The organism is Paenibacillus sp. GL_099_B (genome assembly GCF_057835695.1).
Genome location: NZ_CM174430.1, coordinates 5,212,664 through 5,233,375, shown reverse-complemented (window position 1 = coordinate 5,233,375; position 20,712 = coordinate 5,212,664). Strand labels below are relative to the sequence as shown.

15 protein-coding genes and 2 pseudogenes are annotated in these 20,712 nt (G+C 47.1%); 12 read left to right on the top strand and 5 right to left on the bottom strand.

The window, feature by feature from the left end; all coding sequences use genetic code 11:
• Positions 1–12: 12 nt before the first annotated feature.
• The 5 genes from AC3ITG_RS23805 to nagZ are packed head-to-tail and all read left to right on the top strand — an operon-like array spanning position 13 to position 9,335.
• Positions 13–1,572, top strand: a complete 1,560-nt coding sequence (locus AC3ITG_RS23805) for an extracellular solute-binding protein (protein WP_489251540.1) — start codon at positions 13–15, stop codon at positions 1,570–1,572.
• Between the two features lie 59 nt (positions 1,573–1,631).
• The gene (locus AC3ITG_RS23800) at positions 1,632–3,908 is read left to right on the top strand and encodes an Ig-like domain-containing protein (RefSeq protein WP_489251539.1); all 2,277 of its coding nucleotides are present in this window, start codon (positions 1,632–1,634) and stop codon (positions 3,906–3,908) included.
• Positions 3,909–3,947: 39 nt separating this feature from the next.
• A complete protein-coding gene (locus tag AC3ITG_RS23795; protein ID WP_163761433.1) occupies positions 3,948–4,730 on the top strand; it encodes a glucosamine-6-phosphate deaminase in 783 nt (260 codons plus the stop codon).
• A gap of 2 nt (positions 4,731–4,732) precedes the next feature.
• Positions 4,733–5,890 (top strand): N-acetylglucosamine-6-phosphate deacetylase, encoded by a 1,158-nt coding sequence (locus tag AC3ITG_RS23790; protein ID WP_489254521.1) that lies wholly within the window; start codon positions 4,733–4,735, stop codon positions 5,888–5,890.
• Positions 5,891–5,900: 10 nt separating this feature from the next.
• The gene (nagZ, locus tag AC3ITG_RS23785) at positions 5,901–9,335 is read left to right on the top strand and encodes a beta-N-acetylhexosaminidase (RefSeq protein WP_489251538.1); all 3,435 of its coding nucleotides are present in this window, start codon (positions 5,901–5,903) and stop codon (positions 9,333–9,335) included.
• 342 nt (positions 9,336–9,677) lie between these two features.
• Here nagZ and AC3ITG_RS23780 read toward each other — a convergent pair whose 3' ends face one another.
• The 3 genes and pseudogenes from AC3ITG_RS23780 to AC3ITG_RS23770 all read right to left on the bottom strand — a co-directional run bounded on the left by AC3ITG_RS23780 (position 9,678) and on the right by AC3ITG_RS23770 (position 11,953).
• Entirely contained in the window at positions 9,678–10,535 is an 858-nt protein-coding gene (locus AC3ITG_RS23780) for a CPBP family glutamic-type intramembrane protease (protein ID WP_489251537.1), read from the bottom strand.
• Positions 10,536–10,827: 292 nt separating this feature from the next.
• Positions 10,828–11,547, bottom strand: coding sequence for an SDR family NAD(P)-dependent oxidoreductase (locus tag AC3ITG_RS23775; protein ID WP_489251536.1), 720 nt, complete (start codon positions 11,545–11,547; stop codon positions 10,828–10,830).
• Positions 11,544–11,953 (bottom strand): annotated as a pseudogene (locus AC3ITG_RS23770) (winged helix-turn-helix transcriptional regulator). Before AC3ITG_RS23770 ends, AC3ITG_RS23775 begins: the two are co-directional and overlap by 4 nt.
• 392 nt (positions 11,954–12,345) lie before the next feature.
• On the opposite strand from AC3ITG_RS23770, the gene AC3ITG_RS23765 reads away from it, so the two are divergent.
• The 6 genes from AC3ITG_RS23765 to AC3ITG_RS23740 all read left to right on the top strand — a co-directional run bounded on the left by AC3ITG_RS23765 (position 12,346) and on the right by AC3ITG_RS23740 (position 17,178).
• Positions 12,346–12,912 carry an NAD(P)H-dependent oxidoreductase gene (locus tag AC3ITG_RS23765; RefSeq protein ID WP_489251535.1) on the top strand — a complete coding sequence of 189 codons (567 nt, stop codon included), beginning with the start codon at positions 12,346–12,348 and terminating at the stop codon, positions 12,910–12,912.
• A 407-nt stretch (positions 12,913–13,319) separates the two neighbouring features.
• A complete protein-coding gene (locus AC3ITG_RS23760) occupies positions 13,320–13,679 on the top strand; it encodes a hypothetical protein (RefSeq protein ID WP_413372804.1) in 360 nt (119 codons plus the stop codon).
• Between the two features lie 37 nt (positions 13,680–13,716).
• Positions 13,717–15,051: an exosporium glycoprotein BclB-related protein gene (locus tag AC3ITG_RS23755; RefSeq protein WP_489251534.1), complete on the top strand. Its 1,335-nt coding sequence runs from the start codon at positions 13,717–13,719 to the stop codon at positions 15,049–15,051.
• Positions 15,052–15,120: 69 nt separating this feature from the next.
• Positions 15,121–15,243 carry a hypothetical protein gene (locus AC3ITG_RS23750; RefSeq protein ID WP_256716745.1) on the top strand — a complete coding sequence of 41 codons (123 nt, stop codon included), beginning with the start codon at positions 15,121–15,123 and terminating at the stop codon, positions 15,241–15,243.
• A 170-nt stretch (positions 15,244–15,413) separates the two neighbouring features.
• Positions 15,414–16,454 carry an NAD(P)/FAD-dependent oxidoreductase gene (locus AC3ITG_RS23745; protein ID WP_489251533.1) on the top strand — a complete coding sequence of 347 codons (1,041 nt, stop codon included), beginning with the start codon at positions 15,414–15,416 and terminating at the stop codon, positions 16,452–16,454.
• 136 nt (positions 16,455–16,590) lie between these two features.
• A complete protein-coding gene (locus AC3ITG_RS23740) occupies positions 16,591–17,178 on the top strand; it encodes an imm11 family protein (protein ID WP_076287997.1) in 588 nt (195 codons plus the stop codon).
• Between the two features lie 62 nt (positions 17,179–17,240).
• Here the strand turns inward: AC3ITG_RS23740 and AC3ITG_RS23735 are convergent.
• Positions 17,241–17,369 (bottom strand): annotated as a pseudogene (locus tag AC3ITG_RS23735) (sulfurtransferase); the annotation flags it as partial.
• A 261-nt stretch (positions 17,370–17,630) separates the two neighbouring features.
• Here AC3ITG_RS23735 and AC3ITG_RS23730 point away from each other — a divergent pair.
• Positions 17,631–19,190 (top strand): acetamidase/formamidase family protein, encoded by a 1,560-nt coding sequence (locus AC3ITG_RS23730; protein WP_489251532.1) that lies wholly within the window; start codon positions 17,631–17,633, stop codon positions 19,188–19,190.
• Between the two features lie 508 nt (positions 19,191–19,698).
• On the opposite strand, the gene AC3ITG_RS23725 is transcribed toward AC3ITG_RS23730, so the two are convergent.
• Entirely contained in the window at positions 19,699–20,697 is a 999-nt protein-coding gene (locus AC3ITG_RS23725) for a TIR domain-containing protein (protein WP_449003498.1), read from the bottom strand.
• Positions 20,698–20,712 lie beyond the last annotated feature (15 nt).

The following is a 20,712-nucleotide window of genomic DNA, read 5'->3' as shown; positions in this document are numbered from 1 at the left end:
GGAGAGAAGCTTATGGGCAAATGGAAATCGGTAATACTTCCCCTGCTGATTGCAGTAACGATGGTGGCAGGGTGCAGTGGTGGCAATGGTTCCGACCCGCAAACAGATACCAAGGGGAACAGTACTGGAATAACCGATAACTCAACCGGGGCGGGAAAGACCTTCACGGCCCTGCTGGACAACAATGCCACGTTCCCCTATTCCAAGAGTTGGCCCATCTGGGGCTGGTTGAAGGAAAAGACCGGTGTCACGCTGGAAGTTCAGACACCTTCCGGCAAGCTGGATGAGAGCCTGAACCTTGCAATTGCCTCCAAAGCGCTGCCTGATCTGATGTATATGCCTAATCGCAAGGATTCGAACAAGTTTGGTCAACAGGGCGCGCTGGTGGACCTGATGGAGTATATGGACAATATGCCGAACCTGAAGGCATGGATGAAGCAGTATCCCGAGGAAGCGAAGGCTGCCCTGTCCGCCGACGGCAAAATGTATATGTTCCCGAATCAGGGCTTCGGCGAGACGAATCGTATGATCTGGATGTACCGCAAGGATGTTTTTGACAAGGAAGGCATTCAGGTTCCAACAACCTATGAAGAGTTGCATGCGGCGCTGAAGACGCTGAAGGAGAAATACCCGGACAGTTACCCTCTCTCCATCCGTTACGGTCAGATCCCGGATGAGATGAATGCCAATATGACGGTGAACTACGGAACCGGTGAGGGTGCCTACTATGATTTTGACCAGAAGGAATGGCGTTATGGACCGACTGAAGACAACTACAAGGCCATGGTAGGGATGTGGAAAAGTTTTTATGATGAAGGGTTGGTCCCACCCGATTTCTTATCATTGCAAACCAAGCAGTGGCAGGATATGGTCTCGACCGGAAAATCATTTGTAACCATTGATTATATCAGTCGGATTGATTTTTTCAATAATGCCATGCAGCAGGAGAATCCAGAGTTCAACATGCAGTTTCTGGCCCCTCCGGCAGGCATTTCAGGGGGCACACAGCTGAATCCGTATTTTCATTATATGGAAGGCGGATTGACGGTGGCCTCGACCTCCAATAACATTGATGATGTGATGAAGTACATGGACTTTTTCTATTCTGAGGAAGGACGTACGCTGAGCAGCTGGGGTGTAGAGGGCGAGACCTTTATAAAGGAAGGCAATACGATCAAGTTCAAGCCGGAGTATAACGATGTCATTGAAATGCGCAAGCAGACAGGGCTTCAGACCAGTGGGACCTATACCTGGATTGATTTCAACGCGCACTTGTCGCTGTTCTCGGACGATCTGAAGCATGCCTATGAAGAAGCGGTCAAATATGATCCTCCCGCAATGCAGCCAAGACCTGCTTTTACAGAAGTGGAAAATGAGGTCATATCCATTACCGGTCAGGCGATCAAGAAGCACCGTGACGAGAGCTTCGCCAAATTTGTAACGGGTTCCCGGAGTCTGGCGGATTGGGAGAAGTATGTAGAGGAAATCAACAATCTTGGGGTAGATAAGCTGCTGAACACCTATAAGGAAGCGTATGACCGTGTTCAGAATGTTCAGCTGAGCGCGAAATGAGCGAATGTACGGCACAGGAATCCTAGACCATTACAGAATGGCAAAAGGAGGCTTCGCTTATGAAAAAGCAGCATCTGCGTGTGTACTCCGGATTCAAACTGGGATTGTTTCTGTTGATCTGTATGGTGACGATTGGAATAGCTGTCCCTGGCAAGGCAGAAGCGGCGGGTTCAATTTCACTGGACGCGCCTGCGGGCGGATATGTGTCGGATGGAGGGCTGGTCGAAATTGGGGGCAGTTATACCGACTTGTATGACATTCGACTGTTTGTGGACGGAACGGCTCAATTCGAAGTGGTATTAAATGATCCGGATGGGGATGACAGCGGCACATGGTCTTATATGCTGGATACCTCAGCCTATAACGGGACTGTGGAACTGGTGGTTCGTGGACTGGATACGTCCACCCGTTACGGGGTATGGGGAGCGCCTGCCATCCTTACTGTTGATAACCCGGCAGGTGCTGTTCCTGTAGTAACCATCACGGGACCATCTGAGGGCGTGTCTCTTAGCGGCCAGGTGGAGATCTCTGTCGAGACCAGCTCTCCACTTCCGATCATGCTGGTAGAGGTTCGGGTAAACCGCGGGCCATGGGAGGAAGCTGTTCAGCAAGGCCCTGCATATGTATACTCCTGGGACACGGCGGGGCTTGGCGATCGCACGGTCAGTCTGGAGGCCAGAGCGGCCAGCACACCGGAGCGTTATGGTTATAGCCCGACGGTGTATGCTCAGGTTGGAACCGGGACGCATGAGACTGTCGTTCCTCTTCCTGTACAGGAGCGGGCCATGTGGATCTGGGAACCGGAGAGTTATAAACTGCTGCTGAACCCTGGATCGCGACAGGTGCTGGAGTCATTCATCACCGATACGCAGACATTTGGCCAAACACCGGTCCAGACGCTTTATCTTGCAGTAGGCGGTTATGCCGGATACGATGCACTGGAAGCGCAGGAAGTGGAGTTGCGTTCTTTCGTGAGTTGGGCGCACAGCAAAAATTTGCAGGTGCATGCGTTAATTGCAGGTGGCACTACGCCGGCCTATATGGGCGCTTACGAGAAATATCACCATCATGCTGTGCAGGAAATGGAGCAGGTGATCAATTACAATCTTGCAGCGGGGGATACGGAGAAGTTTGACGGCATCAATGTGGATATTGAGCCTTATATCTCTCCCGACTTTAAAGACCCAAGTCATTTCCTGCAGAAGGAATACCTGGATGGCTTGCAAAAGATGATTGATCGCCGGGATACCGCAGGTATTTGGCTTCCGTTCGGTCCTGCTGTGCCCAAGTGGTATGACACATCGGATCAAGCAGCGAATATTTCATGGAATGGCTCCAGCAAATGGCTGTCTGAGCATGTTCAGGATATATCAGATTATATCTCCATTATGGATTACCGGGATACGGCGGATGGCTCCGCTGGCATTATTGCCGGGGCTGCTGGGGAGCTGGCTTATGCGGATCAGATCGGCAAGCCGAATTCCGTGGTGATTGGTGTGGAAACGCTGGATATCGCCAATAGCGGAGACCCGGAGACCATTACCTTCTGGGAGGAGGGGCGTATCCACATGGAAGCCGAGCTGGATAAGGTATATGCAGCTTACGGGCAGAGCAGCGCCTTTGGCGGCATTGCCGTCCATCACTATGATTCCTACCGGGCACTTCCTTCTTATTGGGGGCCGGGCGGTGTAGTTTGGACAGCGCCGGATGACCAGGAAGCTCCTTCCGCCCTTTCAGGGGTTCCTTCCATTGAGGCCACTGATTATCAGACTGTACATCTGAATTATGGAATGGCTTCGGATAACATGGAAGTGGAACGCTATGTGATATACCGAAGTACCGTGCAGGGGTTCACGCCTGTCGCTGCGGATATCGTTGGACTCGCCCGCGCCCTGAATTACCAGGACAAGGGACTGCTGCCGGATACGACATACTACTATCGTATTGCGGCCCGTGATTTGCGTGGTAATATCGGGCCTCTCACCGATGAAGTGTCGGTGACCACTGGCAGCACCACATTGAAGCCATTGATTGTAACGGACATGAATCTGGTCTATGGGGGATCAGGGGTATCCGTCACCATGAAGGTCAGAGATTATGATACAGGCGCAATAATTTCGGGGGCGAAAGTCGAGGGGAGATTTACTTATTCGGCGGGGCGTTACACCAGCGGGACAACAGGAATGGATGGGAGCGTGACGCTTGTCTCGGAAACGGTGGGAACCGGCAGACAGGTTGGTTTTGAACCGCGGAGAATCCGTTACAACGGCTATTACTACGCAGCAGGTCATGATTCGCCGCATACAACGCTGCTGATGTTGAATGCCGGCAATTGAACAAGCAGACGAGAAGTGGCTTGAAGGAGGAGGAAGCACATGAATGTGAATGACTTGGTGGAACCGCTCCAGACTCATATCGTTGAACATATGTCTGTGCAGGTTTATGCTAATCGGAATCAGATGGGGGCAGCGGCAGCGGCTGCGGTTGGGGCCAGATTAAGACAGCTGCTTCAGGATTCGGAGCGTCAGGTACGCATGGTGTTCGCTGCTGCTCCTTCTCAAAACGAATTGTATGAAGGTCTGGTACGGGAGCAAGGTATCGATTGGTCAAGGGTCTGTACCTTTCATATGGATGAATATATGGGGCTGGCGGATACGGCTCCCCAGCGATTTGGTCAATATTTAACGGATCGGCTGTTCAGTCGGGTGCAGCCTGGGCGGGTGGAGCTGTTGGATGGGCTACAAGATGTGGAGCAGGAGTGTCAGAGATATGGAGACCTGCTGCGTGCGGCTCCTATTGATATTGTCTGCCTCGGGATCGGAGAGAATGGGCATATCGCCTTCAATGATCCGCCTGTTGCCGATTTTGAAGATTCGAGGATCGTCAAAGCGGTAAAACTGGACGAAGCTTGTCGCCGTCAGCAGGTGAACGATGGGTGCTTTGCCCATCTGGATGATGTGCCTGCGGAGGCGTTGACCCTGACTGTGCCAACGTTGATGGCTGGAAGGGAGCTGTTCGCAATTGTACCGGGAGCATCCAAGCGGCGTGCACTTGCGGCAGCTTTACATGATCCGATCAGCACGGCATGTCCTGCCACTATCCTGCGTACACATCCCGGAATCACGATGTTCACAGACCGGGAAGCCTGCGGCCTGTGAGCATGCCAATGATCGGGAAGCACTACAGAACAGGGTTGCCCATTGAGGTGAAGGTCAGAGAGGGACGTATCACTGCTGTTACTGAACTTGAAATGTCGCCTCCCGGAGATTGCCTGCCCTGGCTTGCGCCTGGACTGGTGGATTTACAGGTGAACGGCGGATGGGGGCTGGATCTGAACACAGCCCCGCTATGTCCAGATACGGTAGTGCAGCTGACCCGGAAGCTGAAAAGTCAAGGTGTTACAAGCTTTTGCCCGACGTTGATTACGAACAGTTCCGTAAGGTTGGCTGAGGCGGCCTCCGTCATTGCAAAAGCCGTTCGGCTGAACCGGGATGCGGCCGAGGGAATTGTGGGCATTCATCTGGAAGGTCCATTCCTCTCGCCGGAGGATGGCCCACGCGGCGCCCACCCAAAGCAGCATATTGTTCCCCCTGATTGGGAGGCGCTCAGCCGTTGGCAGGATGCCGCCGATGGATTAATTCGCATTATTACCCTTTCACCCGAGTGGCCTGGTTCAGCTTCATTTATTGCCCGGTGCTGCGAATCCGGCATTCTTGTCTCGATTGGACATACGGCAGCAACGCCAGAGCAGATTAGGGAAGCGGTCTCCGCAGGAGCTGTGATGTCTACACATCTTGGCAACGGTGCACACCTGATGCTTCCTCGTCATCCGAACTACCTGTGGGAACAGCTGGCGGCCGATGAGTTGTATGGGTGCATGATAGCGGATGCTCATCATCTTCCGCTGTCCGTGCTGTCCGTAATTCTCCGGATGAAACGGAACCGCGCCATTCTGGTCAGCGATGCCGTCTCGCTGAGCGGTATGCCACCAAGTTCCTACCACCTGCATATTGGTGGTGATGTGGTATTGACGGCGGAAGGTCGGCTGCACCTTGCCGGCCAGCCTGAGCTGTTGGCTGGCTCGGTGATGATGCTGCCGGATCAGGTGGGGTATCTTGTGGAAGCGGGGTTGTCCGGGATTCCCGATGCCTGGGACTGTGCAGCGGTGCATCCGGCCCGGCTGCTTGGGCTTGAACAGGCTGCTGGACTTGAGGTCGGAGCGCCCGCAGATATCGTTAGCTTCAACACGGATGGTGGAAAGTTAAGTGTCTTGCAGTGCTGGAAGAATGGCCAGATCAGTCCACAGAGCCGAGAATAGGGGGAGAGCGATGCAGAGCTTGATACCGCAACCGAAGCAGATTGCAGCGACAAAGGGAGAAGCCTTGCGGCTAAATGGCGAGGAAAGATTGAGTCTTTTCATGGAACAGGATGATCCCAGATTGGATATTCATTGCCGCCGGGCATTTCCGGGGATGGAATATACATGCTCCAGAATAGAAAAGGGTTATTTGTTAGTAATCGAACGTCTCTCAGGGCAGGAAACGCAGCAGGTAGTTGATGGGGACCACGGACCCCATGCAGTTTATGAAGTCACGGGAGCACTACAGAAGAGCCCGGTCATCCCTGGTCTTAGTTCGTTCACTCAACAAGACAGAACGGATCTGACTGGGCTGGACGGACGTCCACAAGGGTATAAGCTGGAGGTGTCGACCGAAAGGGCTGAAGTATACGCACTGGATGCGGCGGGTCTATTTTATGGATTGCAGACATTGGTACAACTGCTTGGACCGGATGGGTGCATCCCGGCGGTGTCCATAACCGACTGGCCGGATACACCTATGCGGGCAATGAACTTGGACCTGCGTCAGACGTTCTCGAAGCCGGAACTGTTGACGGATTATTTAGCTGAATTCGCCCGTTATAAGACGAACGCAATTTTGATTGAATACGAGGATAAGTTCCCATTTCAGTCGCATCCCGAGTTCGCACATCCACAGCATGCGTTAAGTCGTTCACAGCTGGAAGAACTAAAGCGGAACGCCCACGAGCACTTTATAGAGATTATTCCGCTCCAGCAGAGCTTTGGACATCTGGAATATGTATTACGCCACGAAGGTTGGCGGCATCTTCGCGAAACAGAGCAGTCCACCGGGGAGATCTGCCCATCGCATCCGGAAACCTTTGGATTGATAACCACCTTACTTGAGGAGATGATCGAGGCTCATCCAGATTCGCGTTATATCCATCTCGGCTGTGACGAGGTCTATAGCCTATGCGAATGCGAACGCTGCAAAATTGAGTTTGGAGGCGTGCGTGAACGAGCTTTTATCGCTTTTTTGAACCGTCTGATTGCATTTACGGCAGAACGGGGGAAACAGCCGATTTTCTGGCATGACATGCTGGATAAATGCCCGCCAGAGGAACTTGCTAAGCTGGATCAGCGAAGTGTCGCCATGATCTGGATCTACAACGGTCGCAATATCGAAGCGGAGGTTACTTCACATGCCAATAAATTTAGGGCGCTCGGCATTGAAGTTATGGGAGCGCCAGCAGTCCGCAGCTTTGATTGGGCTGAGCATCAGAATTATCCGGTGCTGCTGAACCGGACAGACAACTTGCTTCAGTGGGCAGAGACGGCTGACAAACTGAATCTTGGCTGTGTAGTTGCTACCAACTGGACGGGGCCTTTCAGCCTCGGTGTTCCATATGGTATTTTTGAAACTACCTGGTATCCCATGCTGCTGCATTCGGATTTGGCCTGGAACCGCAAAGCGGATACCGCCACCTTCATCGATCGGTTTCTGGAACGGTTTCATGGCATTGATCCAGTGACCGGACACAATCTTCTCGGCAATTACAGAGTAGAGGATTATTATGATGTGATATGGAAGCTGATGGACGAAGTGCGCGAGCACAAGGAAGAAGCGGAACTGATTGCGATCATGCATGATTTTGAGGTGGCGACAGATCGTTCACGGGCAATCCATAAGTATGCTTACCGCTGGGAGCTGTATCCCGGAGACGATGCGGAGTGGAGCTCACTCCATAACAATTATACGAGAAACCGCCGTGGACGTGAGGGGGTCTTGCCTCGGATGAAGGCTGCGCTGGAGCGTTACCAGCCCTCTGATATGGCGGAGCACTTTGTGAAATCGAGGTTCTATCTGCATGATTATCTGGAGCGCACGCTCTATCAAGAACTGGGTCTGAACGCAATCCATACACAAACTGATCTGACGGTAATGAGCCTTGAAGACAAAATAGCCCTGATGTGCGTAGTAGGCACACCATCGACTCGGGCCGAGCCGGAGTTTAGCGGCAGAATGGCACAGAACCGATTCGGGGGGATCGGCATCTTTCCCCATAATATTGAGAGCGAGCAGCAGACACATGCGCTACTTGCAGAAGTAAAGAACATAGCCGGAGATAGCGGCAGCCCTCTGCCTTATTATGTTTCGGTAGATGAAGAGGGCGGCACCTTGTCCAAGTTTAAGTCCTTTTTTCCCTATGTCCCTGGCAACCGGGCAGTGGGCTTAAGTGAAGATCCGGAAGCCGCCCGTTTGCTCGGTAAAATCATCGGCAGTGAGCTGCACTACCTTGGCATCCCCATGAACTGGGCACCAGTGCTGGATGTGAACACGAATATAGATAATCCGGTTGTGGGTGTTCGCTCCTTTGGAGAGGACCCACAGCTGGTGGCCCAATTCGGCCGCGCTTATATTCAGGGGATGCATGAAGCGGGTGTAGCCGTGACGGCAAAGCACTTTCCCGGCCATGGGCAAGTGAGCGGAGACTCGCATATTGTTCTGCCCGAATGTGAGCTAACGATTGAACAGTTGATGGAGGGGCCATTGCTTCCCTTTATTGAGGCGATTGAAGCCGGGGCGGATTCAATCATGATGGGGCATCTGGTGTTTCCCAACATTCCAGAATCTGGCGGACTTCCAGCCTCACTCAGTCCTTTTTTTGCCACGGAATTGCTGCGGAAGCAGTTGGGCTTTACAGGGGTGATCTGCACCGATGATATAGAAATGGGGGCCATTCGCAAAAACTTCAGCCCGGAAGAGGTGGGGGTTCTGGCCGTTCAGGCGGGGAACGATATGATCCTGATGTGCCATACGCCGGAGTTTCAGAGTCGGGTCATCGCGGGTATTCTGGCAGCTGTACGGGATGGGCGAATCAATGAGGAGCAAATCGACGAGTCGGTTCTTCGTATTCGGCAGCTGCATGACCAATTCCGGCAGTACCAAGCGTCTGCACAGCCGATTCCCAGAGAGCAGTGGGGAGAGGTGGCACTGAAGTTGGCTCGTATGACTGTGAAAGTTAGCCGGGATCCGCAGGGTCTGCTGCCACTCAAGGATTCGCTGAAATATTTGCTGATACTGCCGCAGCAGGAGCAGCTGACCCAGGCCGATAATAGCGGTTCTGCGGAAATCAGGTTAGCCTCCCAATTGAAGGATGAAGGCTTGGCTGTTGGGACCCGCTACTGCGCAATGAAGCCTGATGCGGAGGAGATAGAGTCCCTGGAACAGCAAGCTGCTGATGCGGATGTCGTTATCCAGGGCACCCTTAATGCCCATCTATTAACAGGTCAGGTGGAACTGGCGGAGGCCTTGGCTGCGGTTAAGCCTCTTCTGAATCTGGTGCTGCGCAATCCCTACGATGACGCCGCACTGCCACAGACAGCCGGATGCATTCTGTTATGTTCAACCTCCGATTATTCACTGCGGGCACTGGTGGAGTGCATGACAGCATCAACGTGACTTGTCAGTGATGAGCTGTTCAATAGGACAATGAATATATCCAAAAGCTCAAAAGTTCGCATGCATTTGCCAACCTTCAAAGCGATCTAGCCAGAAAGCCAGAGATAGAGGATGAAAAAACCGATAAGCCCGCTACTTTGCGGGCTTTTGTCAATCTTAAGACTTTGATGCTCTTCCCTGAGAACACATACATTTTCATCATTGCTCCGAATTCCGTCACTCGCTTCTTGTGCAAAGACGTTATTAGGATAATTGGCCATAACCCGGTGGCTAACTAGACTCTAATACAACAACGTCGTCTTCTCAAAAAAAGTTTTATATATCCTCACCTACAGCAATAGTTTATAGCTGTCTTATGACAAGAGGCTTTCTCGACATCATCCATGCTGCAATCAGCAAGGCGAGAGCCACTAATATTCCGGATTCTCCAGTCCATAGCAGAACGTTCTTGCCACTGGAAGATATATCAAAGGCATCCTGGATCACGGCATTCCAACATGCATGGAGGAGAATCGCAGGCCATATACTGCCCGTTGTTAAGCGCAAGCGGCTGATCAGATAACTGAAAGAGGTCACTGAAATCATAAATAGGATAACCGATAAGGCAGGATATGGACCGGAATAATAATTTGCAAAAAGCATTACGGGAAGGTGCCATACACCCCAAATAATTCCGCTCGTCAGCACGGGTCTAGGTACACGGGCGTTAATCAGTCGAGTCAGCATATAGCCCCTCCAGCCGAGCTCCTCTCCTGAACTGCTGATTATACCGATTGCAGTACCCGCAAACATTTGAAAAAGTATCGTTCCTGCAAGGATAACACCAGATGGGCCTTCAATGAATGAGTCCGGTGTAACATACTGAACCAGACCCGTAATCCATGCGATTCCATAAGCAAATAAACCAATGACGACTGGAAACAGCAAGATAAAGGGCAACGATTTCAGTGTCTGCTTCCCACCAATCCGCAGGGAAATATCCGAGATGCCTTCACGCAGCACTATACGGGCGAAGATGGAGGACAAGCCAGGTGTCCACATGAGGAGCAGACCGAAAATCGGTGCTTTCATGATCAGTACATAACTAAGGATGGAGAGCGGGATGAGCATGGCAAAGAAAACGAGCAGTCCTCGCCTGGCTTTTTGGACTTTTTCCTCCTCTGAACTCGTGCTGGGCATGGTGCTGAAATTTGTTCTCATTGTGATAGCTCCTTTTATCAAAATATGTATATCGCTTTGCAGTATAGCAGTGGATTTACCATAATCAGAACAAACTCAAGCCCAGTCTTTGTCCAAGACCCTAGCCCAGTAAGTACAGGACTAAAGTATAGTGACGTTTTTTTAAAATGAAGTGAATTTAAGCCATCTTTTAGTCCATTTTATAAAATGTTAACTACCTTATTGCAGCACAAAGAGCACGTTTCAAACGCGCTCTTAATGTTTGTTTTTCTCTGGTTGTCACGGAGATTTATTAATCCGTTTTGAATCTTAATTAAGCGTTTATATCCGTAATTGCCGGCATATTAATTTCTTTTACACAGGCTGCATTGGACAGGCTGACGATGCATTTTACGATAGAAACCATATCCTGAAGAGGGATGCGTGTACCATTATATTCGGAAAGAGCGCGGTCAATGCCATCTGTATAAGGAACTTCAGCTGCGAGTTCTCCCGGGTTGATACACGTAACCGCGATCCGGTCTTTTCTTGTATGTTCTCTCAAGGCTTCTGTAACCCCACGAATGGCAAATTTGGAGGCCACAAAAGATACCTGAGTACTGTTTGCATTGCTCAGACCCGCAGTCGAGCCAATAAGAATGATTTTGCCTGCTGTTGATTGCCTGAGGTGGGGCAATAATGCCTGAATGCATACAATAGAGGATGTTATATTCACATGAATCAGATTACTGATGTCGGCGGGAGTGTCCTTATCGAACGTATAATGGTCCTCGAACCCCTCTTTTTCCCAAATGCCCACATTGTAAATGAGAACATCCAAAGTCTCGTTCTGAAGCGCATCGCAGATCTGTTCTGATGCATGGAGCTCAGACAGATCTGCCTGTATCCATATGCGTTCTACCCCATCGTCCAGTTTCAAGTTATCAGGTTTCGTGCGAGACACGACCCAGACTTTATCACCTTGCTCAGGTACACCCCTGACAAATGCATCTCCTAATCCTTTGCTAGCACCGAATACAAGATAGTTTTTCAATTTAAGTGCTCCTTCTTCTCAAAGTGTCGGCTAAAGATACCAGCCCGAAAAGCAGGCTCTTTATTTTCCAATAGTATAATGTCTTCTCCTTGTTGTTGCCTTAATGCTATATTTTCCCGTCCCCATGTACACATCACATCCACGATCTTGTTGGCGGTGACTCCATACGCTGTGAGGCTGTATTCGACTTTGGGCGGCATCTGTTGGTAAACATGTCTCTTGACAAGGCCATCCCTCTCAAGCTCGCGTAATTGCTGGATCAGGACCTTTTGCGAGATACCGTCTATACTGCGCTGTAATTCGCCTGTCCTTTTCACGCCAGACATTAATAAACATATGATTAGCGCTTTCCATTTGCCGCCAATAATTTCGAGTGTCCTTCGATTCCCAGGTTATACTGCTTCATGACATATCACCTCGTTCATGTTACATCTTGTTGATGTGGTATAACTACTCATTTTCTCACAATATGGCTGATGAAGTCCATACACACTTTGAAGTAACCATCTTACTTTCGGGTGTGTATTTTCTTTTTTTTCAGGCTTATATGATAATGGCCATATTCGAAAAAGAAGTCTGAAACTGAACCTTATAAATTGAACAAAACATTTACACGAGAACGGAGAGGACAGAAATAACCTGAAGAAGCGGAGCGTTCGCCTTTATCCCCGGATTTTTCCCTTTTGAAAAGGGAATCAAAAAAATCTGGGGATAACAGTGATCGGAAGGTTGTTCTGTCATCGGAGTGGCAAGTGTAAATATTCTTTAGTTCAATTTATATAGAAAGGAATGTTAATCATGAAAACACTCGTCATTCTGGCGCATCCCAATATAGAGGTTTCAAGAGTAAATCAGCGCTGGAAAAAGGAGCTGCTGCAACACTCTGATATTACAATTCATGAGATTTATAAAGCCTATCCTGATTGGAACATCGATGTGTCCAGAGAACAGAAGTTACTCGAAGCATATGATCATATTATTTTGCAGTTTCCGTTATATTGGTACAGCTATCCACCTTTGTTGAAAAAGTGGTTAAATGATGTTTTTACTTACGGATGGGCGTACGGATCAACAGGTAACAAACTGCATGGGAAAAAGATGGGCTTGGCTATATCCATTGGTGATAAGAAGGAAAATTACACAAGGGGTGGCTCCGTGTCCTTTACCGTAGATGAGGTGGTTACGCCTTTCAAAGCCAGCATAAATCATGTTGGCGCTGTAGCGTTACCGTATTTCGCAGTCTTTGGTGCCTCATTTCAAGCTACTGATGAAGAAATTAACCAAAGCGCACAAGACTATATCCGGTATATCTATGAGTATCAGAGCCTGAAAAACGATACAGTCGATGAAATCACGTCGTTGTGAATTGTTACATTTCGGAACGTTGCACATGGGAACGAATAACGTGTGCCAGCTTCATTAGACCAAAATAATCATGAAAAGTGCTGTTCCAAAAGTCATGAGCATGACTTATGGGACAGCCTTTTTCCTATTCGTATATAACCCCTTGCGAATACATTTGAATTCCAGCATTTTCAACTGCTTTCATAGAAGCTGTATTATCAAGTTTAAAATGTATTTCTATGTTTTTAAATGTTTAAACGCAACATTAAGAAATTCATATATTGCTTCTTGCGGTAACCTTATATGTCTTATGAATAATGGTGAATTGACGCCTGTCTTTTGTCCACACCGTTGGTTTAATGTTTGAATATTACTATTCATGTGAGCTTAAGAGAGTAAGAGGTTCATAAAAAGGTGGGATGGGGAAGATGGTTATTTTATCAACTGGGCCGATCGAAAACAATCCGGTTTCTGGTGTTAGACCGACACAACAGGTAACGATTAGATTGGTAAGTCGAACTGCTGTAGACTCTGTAACAGTATCCGTTCAGGGGTATGTGCTAAGCACAACAAGAACGCTGTATGTGAGCGAAATGATCAGTATTGCACCTAACGAAGCACTGACCAGAAATTATTTTGCAGACTTAGATGCTTTTGAGTTTGTTTTTGAAACCAGTACGGAAGGTGCGGAAGAAGTAGGAATTTCAGTATGGGGCAAACAAGCGTCGGGACAATTGGTAGATGCACACCGGGTGGTGGAACACGAAAAAACAGTTAAAAACATCTAGCAGATAAAATCTACTCAAAAGAAAGGGGAGAGTAACGATGAGCTTTTTATCAACAGGGCCGATAGAAAATAATTCTGTTAGTGGTATTAGACCGACTCAGTCAGTTACCGTCAGAATGGATAACCGCAGCGATGTGACAGCCTCAACCATACAGCTACAAGGGTATTACATGAGTGGTGGATTGAGGATTCTGTATGTCAGTGAGTCTCTTGACATCGCACCAAATCAAGTAATAACCAACAACTATTATGCCAATTTTGATGCCTTCGAGTTTACTTTCACAACAACAACGATGGTTGATGATCCTGTTCAAGTATCAGTATGGGGTAAGAGCAGCACAGGCTCTTTGGTAACAGCCCATCGTTTAGTTTCTTCAGAATTACTGGGTGAAATCCCAAGCAGCACTGGAGCCACAGGTGCAACTGGGGCTACGGGTGCGACAGGTATACCAGGCACAACCGGAGTAACGGGAGCGACAGGTACACCAGGTGCAACCGGAGTAACGGGAGCGACAGGAACAGCAGGTACAACCGGAGTAACGGGAGCGACAGGTACACCAGGTGCAACCGGAGTAACGGGAGCGACAGGAACAGCAGGTACAACCGGAGCTACGGGAGCGACAGGTACACCAGGTGCAACCGGAGTAACGGGAGCGACAGGCATAGCAGGAACGACCGGAGTCACGGGAGCAACAGGCACAGCAGGTACAACCGGGGCTACGGGGGCAACAGGAACAGCGGGGACAACCGGAGTAACGGGGGGAACAGGCACACCAGGGACAACGGGAGTAACGGGAGCGACAGGAACAGCAGGTACAACCGGAGCTACGGGAGCAACAGGGGCAGCAGGTTCTGGAGCGATCATACCTTACGCATCAGGACTTCCAGTTGCGTTGACTACGGTATTAGGTGGACTTTTAAATACCTCCAGTTTAGTTGGTTTTGGCAGCAGTGCTACAGGAGTAAGTGTTAACGGAGGGATAATTGATCTCACAGGCGCTGCAGGAACCTTGCTTAACTTTGCTTTCTCGGCATCGCGTGCAGGAACGATTACTTCACTGGCCGCTTATTTCAGTACAACAGCTGGACTTAGCTTGGTTGGATCTACAGTAACCATAACTGCACAATTATACCATTCCACTACACCTAATAACTCCTTTACGGTTGTACCGGGTGCAGTGGTAACCTTGGCGCCTCCACTGACCGGCATTTTGTCACTGGGTACAATATCTAGCGGTTTGACTACTGGACTGAGTATTCCGGTAGCCGCCGGTGACCGCCTGCTTTTGGTCTTCTCAGCATCAGTAACAGCCGGAATTGATGTGGCTTCAACCATAGCTGGATATGCAAGCGGAAGTCTTACCATCACTTAATTTTGCTTTATATCAAGTCCAGGAACAGGGACCCCTTGCCGATCATGGCGGAGAGGTCCCTGTCTAAATGTGAGCGCATCAGTAGAGTATAGTACATTAGTTCAGATTGCAGGCTCCGTCTGGTATACGGTGTGCATCCTGTCCATCCTAATTCGTATTGCAGTCAATTGGAAGGATACGACAGTGGATTGAAATTGCAACATTATTGGCTAGCGTACTTGCTTTACCTCCAGTTAGTCCTCTTCAACAATACCCGGATTTTCTGTACAACTATTTGAGTCGCTCCAGCTCCGCTCATATGTTATAACACCTAAGTATCATAACGCCTATGTTACAATAGGGTGAAAACGGAGGAGTCATTATTGATTAAACAAAAAATTGTGATTGTTGGCGCAGGGATTGTCGGGGCATCCATGGCCTATCATCTGGCCAAACGAAATCAAGATGTAACCGTCATTGAACGACATCCTGCAGCGGCGCGTGAAGTCACGGAAAAATCGTTTGCCTGGATACATACGACTCATAGGGTGGCTCCCGATTACTGGCATTTGTACGATGCAGTTTTGGAAGAATATCATACGCTTCAGCAAGAGTTACCCGAACTGAAAATTCATTGGCATGGAGCGCTAACTTGGGACACTCCACCCCTCAGGGAGCAACCCCACTTTCAAAAATTAAACCGAGAGCAGCTTGAGGCATTGGAGCCGAATCTGAAGGAATATCTGGATGAAGCGATATTTGTTAGCGAAGAAGGTGCGGTGGACCCTATAGCGGTAACGGAGCTGTTGTTGAGCAAAGCGCAATCGTACGGAGCAAAAATTCAGTTTGGCACCAACGTTACACAGCTACAGCAAGAGGGTTCCCGCCTGGTTGGCGTTCATACGTCCAAGGGTTTTGTGGAGTCTGATGTCGTGGTATTGGCCGCAGGAACAGGTACACCCGAACTTTGTAACCCGTTAGGTTGTCACGTGCCGGTAACGTCGTCACCTTCCATTCTGATTCAGATGAAAACTGCAAATAAACTGATACATACATTAATCTCAAATGCGCAATTTGAAGCGCGTCAACTGACAGATTATACGCTGCTGGCTGCGGAAGATTATATCGACGAGTCGGAGGAAAACGGACCAGAGGCGGTTGGTAAGCGAGCGTTCGACACGTTGCGTCGCAGTCTGAAAGATGGTAATCACCTGGAACTGGAAAGCATAAAGGTCGGGTTGAGACCTATGCCTGAAGACGGCTATCCGATTGTGGGTTTCCAAGATCACGTAAAAGGACTTTATCTAACCGTGATGCATTCTGCAATTACGCTGGCGCCGCTGATTGCACGTCTGGCTGCAAGTGAAATAATCAATCGGGAATCAAGAATTGAATTAGAACCTTGTCGACTCTCCCGATTTTAGGACCATACGAAAACGACAAAAGAGTACATCGCCACATGACAGATGTACTCCATATTACATAGTGCATAGCTGCTTAATTCTTTTGCCCCGCATAATTGATTGAAAAGCACTTAATTCGGAAAGGAGACTTCATTCTATGAACTATTATTTTCTGGAATCTCAATATCCACGTAGAGGGTTTATTAGTGGCGGAACGACCTTCACTCCCGAATTAGGTATGAATTATGTGGCGATAGAGAATCCGCTGCCAGAGGGGACAACGGCAGAGGTTGAGTTACTGTCTACGGTGCGCAACCTGAAAGTAGATTATTTTGAGACGATTACAGGAACGAGACACGTATCAGATCGTTTTAAAGCGCTGTTGGAGGAAACTAAAACAAACATACAGTTTATTCCGACAACTGTGTGTTACCACGACGGTCGTTCGGTTGAAAAAACCTATTGGACGGTACATCAACTTGATCGCTTGGATGTTTTCGATTATGAAAATTCGGAATATGGGCGCAAAGCGGTCATTGCTGCATCTGTACAACAGCCTCCACGTAAGATCGTCAAAGTTGTATCTCAAATTTGCCTTCATGAAGAGCGAATTGGCGAGCATGAATTTTTTATGTTGGATTATATAAATATCTTCAAACCCATTATTTCAAAAGATTTTTACGAGGTATGCCGAAAACATAAGCTGAATCTGAGCGTTACAGAAGTCGGAAATTTAAGCATCTAAAATTCTACATGGATATAATGAAAGCACAAAAAAAGCCCGCGTCAAACGCGGGCTCTTAGTTCTTATTCTTCCCCCGTCGCCACCAGATTCTCCTCATAACTAATCCAATCCGACCAACTTCCGGAATACAACTTCACATTCGTATATCCCGCTTCTTCCAGCGCAATCACATGCGTACAAGTGCTTAAGCCTTAACCGAAGTGCAGGAGTATGCCTGTGGCGGGATCAGATACATGAAAGAAATACATCATTTTTCTGCAACTTAATTTTGTATGTTCAAACGGCTTTCATATGATAAGTATACTGACATGTTATTTGTGTTTATAATATCACTCTTGATATACAGCTATATAATGTTAATTTTTCTAACAAAAAAATATTGTTGTAAATGTATTTATATGTTAATGTGTATTTATGTTAGGTAATATTACATAGTATAGAGGGGGAACGTTATGTTTATTAACCGAACCATTAGAAAATTTGGGGTTTCACTAGGAATTATAGGTATGTTTACATGTGCTCTACCTTCAGTGGGCTTTAGTATGCCACTGCAACCAACAACCCTTGAGAAGGTTGAAGGTGATTATTATGTAACGTCTGCGATTGAGAACATTCGCTGGGGATCCCTGCCTAATCGAGACAGCTCTCCGATTCTTACTGTACCATCAGGAAGTGCTGTAACATTTGACACGGTATCGCATGAGGGACTGATGGAGGATCAAGGGAGAAATCCAGTGGAGTACTTCGGCAAATTCGGTATCTCATCCGATGGAGTGTTGGATGATGCGAAGGCAATTACAGCTTCTGGGATTAAGCATGATTTTGTAAAAGACGGACCTCATATTATCACTGGGCCAGTAGCGGTTGAGGGAGCGGAGCCAGGAGATGTTCTTAAAGTAGAAGTGCTTTCGTTGCAAACTCGAGTTCCATATGGTGTCATTTCTAACCGCCATGGTAAAGGTGCCCTTCCAAACGAATTTCCAGAAAATACAGGCCCACAAGAGGAAGCCAGCGCAACAAAACCGAAATTATATAATAATGTCTCTATATTTACGCCCATTGAAGAAATCAACGGCAACTGGTATGGGGTATTACCAACAAAAGCTGGCAAAAATGTACGTTTCCCAATTAACCCGTTTCTAGGTGTTATGGGGGTTGCGCCAAATACCAGCGAGGTTGTGAGTTCCATCCCACCTATTGAAACAGGAGGGAATATGGATATTAATGAGTTGGGTGTTGGTGCAACTATTTATTATCCGATTCAAGTTAAAGGTGGGCTATTCTATACTGGAGATCCACACTTTGCTCAAGGAGATGGAGAAGTGGCGTTAACTGCATTGGAAGCTTCCTTAAGGGGGACAGTTCAGTTAACGGTGTTAAAGAAAGGTGATCCATCACTCCCACATAGTGGAGAATTCACGCAACCCTTTGCTGAAACAGAGGATTATTGGATTCCAATTGGACTGGACCCTGATTTGGATGAAGCAATGAAAGAATCAGTACGTGAATCGATTCAATTTTTATCCGATAAGCTTGATATGGATAGAAGTGTAGCTTATGCGTACCTATCGGCCGCAACGGATTACGAAGTATCTCAGGTCGTGGACCGAACAAAAGGCGTTCATGGACTCATTCGAAAGACCGATTTCCTTGAATATGTTGATGTTGTTATGAATGTAGGTGGTACGACAATCAAACCGGTTGTTCATAACGATGAGTTCTACGTACCGATTCGAACCATTTCGGAGCTATTGGGCGGCACAGTAGGATGGGATCATAAGACGCGTACAACGCAAATCAAATTAGGCACGAAAAATATTAGTGCTCAAATTGGTTCAGATGTGTATTCAATTAACGATAAACTAGTGTTTAATAGTAAAGTACCAAAGCTGTTAAATGGGGAAACCGTAGTTCCGGTTTCGGTTATTAATGAAATACTAGGTGCTTATGTAAACTGGACGACGATCGACAAGACGTTAACAGCAAATGTATCTTTAAGTAAAAAGCAATAATAGATTTCATGATTCATCCGTGGTGGACAGATGTCCATCACGTTTTTTTATTATCATGAATCAAAAAAAGCAGCCACTGGATGTCTACTTGTGTATGCTTGTAAATTCTTGCAGGGTTGTGTTGTTGACTCGATGTTGTCTCCGAACATAGAAAAATACATCGCCAGGTGGCTTATCTGCCCCGGCGATGTACTCAACCTTGATACACTTCTATATGTCTTTGTGCATTTCCGCATTACCTATAGCCACCGGATTCCCCTCATAACTAATCCAGTCGCTCCAGCTTCCGGTTATTGCAAGCAAATGGTTTCAAGCATGGCGGGTTATGGCGATTACAGATACATGATCGAGAGTAAGGAGTTTGCTTTCAATATTATTGCTTCATTATGTGCAAAGAATCAATAGAGATATACTCTTACTCAAAGTTACCGAAATCGCTCTTGCTCTAATTGTAATATTTCCATTGTTTCCACATAGATTATTATCAATCATGAGTTAACGTATCAACTTACCCATTTATAGCCCCGAATATATTATTTTCATTCCATGAAAGTAAAATTGATAATAAATCCGAGAACTCATTTTGATTGATTTCAGTGAAGTCTTTTCCTAAACTCTTTTTGAAAATTTCAATTAGTTCTGAAATATTTGTTGAAATAGTGTTTATCTGTTTAATTTCATCAACTAATCCTTGTTTAAGAGCTAAATCGCTTATTTCTGAATTCAGTTTATTTACTTTTCCTTTTTCGGTTTCCCAATATTTTAAATACTCGAAGCGATTTAGTGAATATACATCTGCTTTTACCTGTTTTGGTTTCTTATCTTTAGGATAAAAATTTTCATCTGTTTCAGATAAAATAATTGTCAACAGCTTATCATTAAACGCTCTATTTCGCATTAATTCCGAAATTTCATACATACATCCTCGAGATTTTAAATAGCTATCAGATATAATAGATACCATATAATCATGAGTAGAAACTGTCTGCATGAATTTATCAATATCACTTTTATATTCTAACGTTCTTTTATCCCTTGTAATAACCAATCTACCTTTTCCAAAAAAGTTTAGCTTTTCATCGACTAAATCGGCAATACAAGTATCATTATGTGAATACGATAGAAACACTTTTTTTATATGAAGCTCTGCAACGTTCTTATTATGGTCAAGTGTGTAAGGTGTTCCACTAAACACCACCACATTTTCACATTTGTCCACATTAATACATTTAAGCGCCGCAGTTTCGTGTGGCAAATCAAAAAATGTTAAATTAACGTTGTCACTAAGTTTCGCTTTTATCGAATCAATATCTACGTTAAATTTGTATCCTTTAACCCTTAGTTTTTTTCCATCATCTTGCACACCAAAAACAATTAATCCTCCACCACAATTTGAAAGCGCAGAGATTAATCTTCCAATAGTTTCATCAGGTGTAACAGGATAAACACAATAAATATTATCACGATTATTATTTGCTATTAAACTTAATACTTCATTTGGTGTCAAGAAGGTAGCCCCACT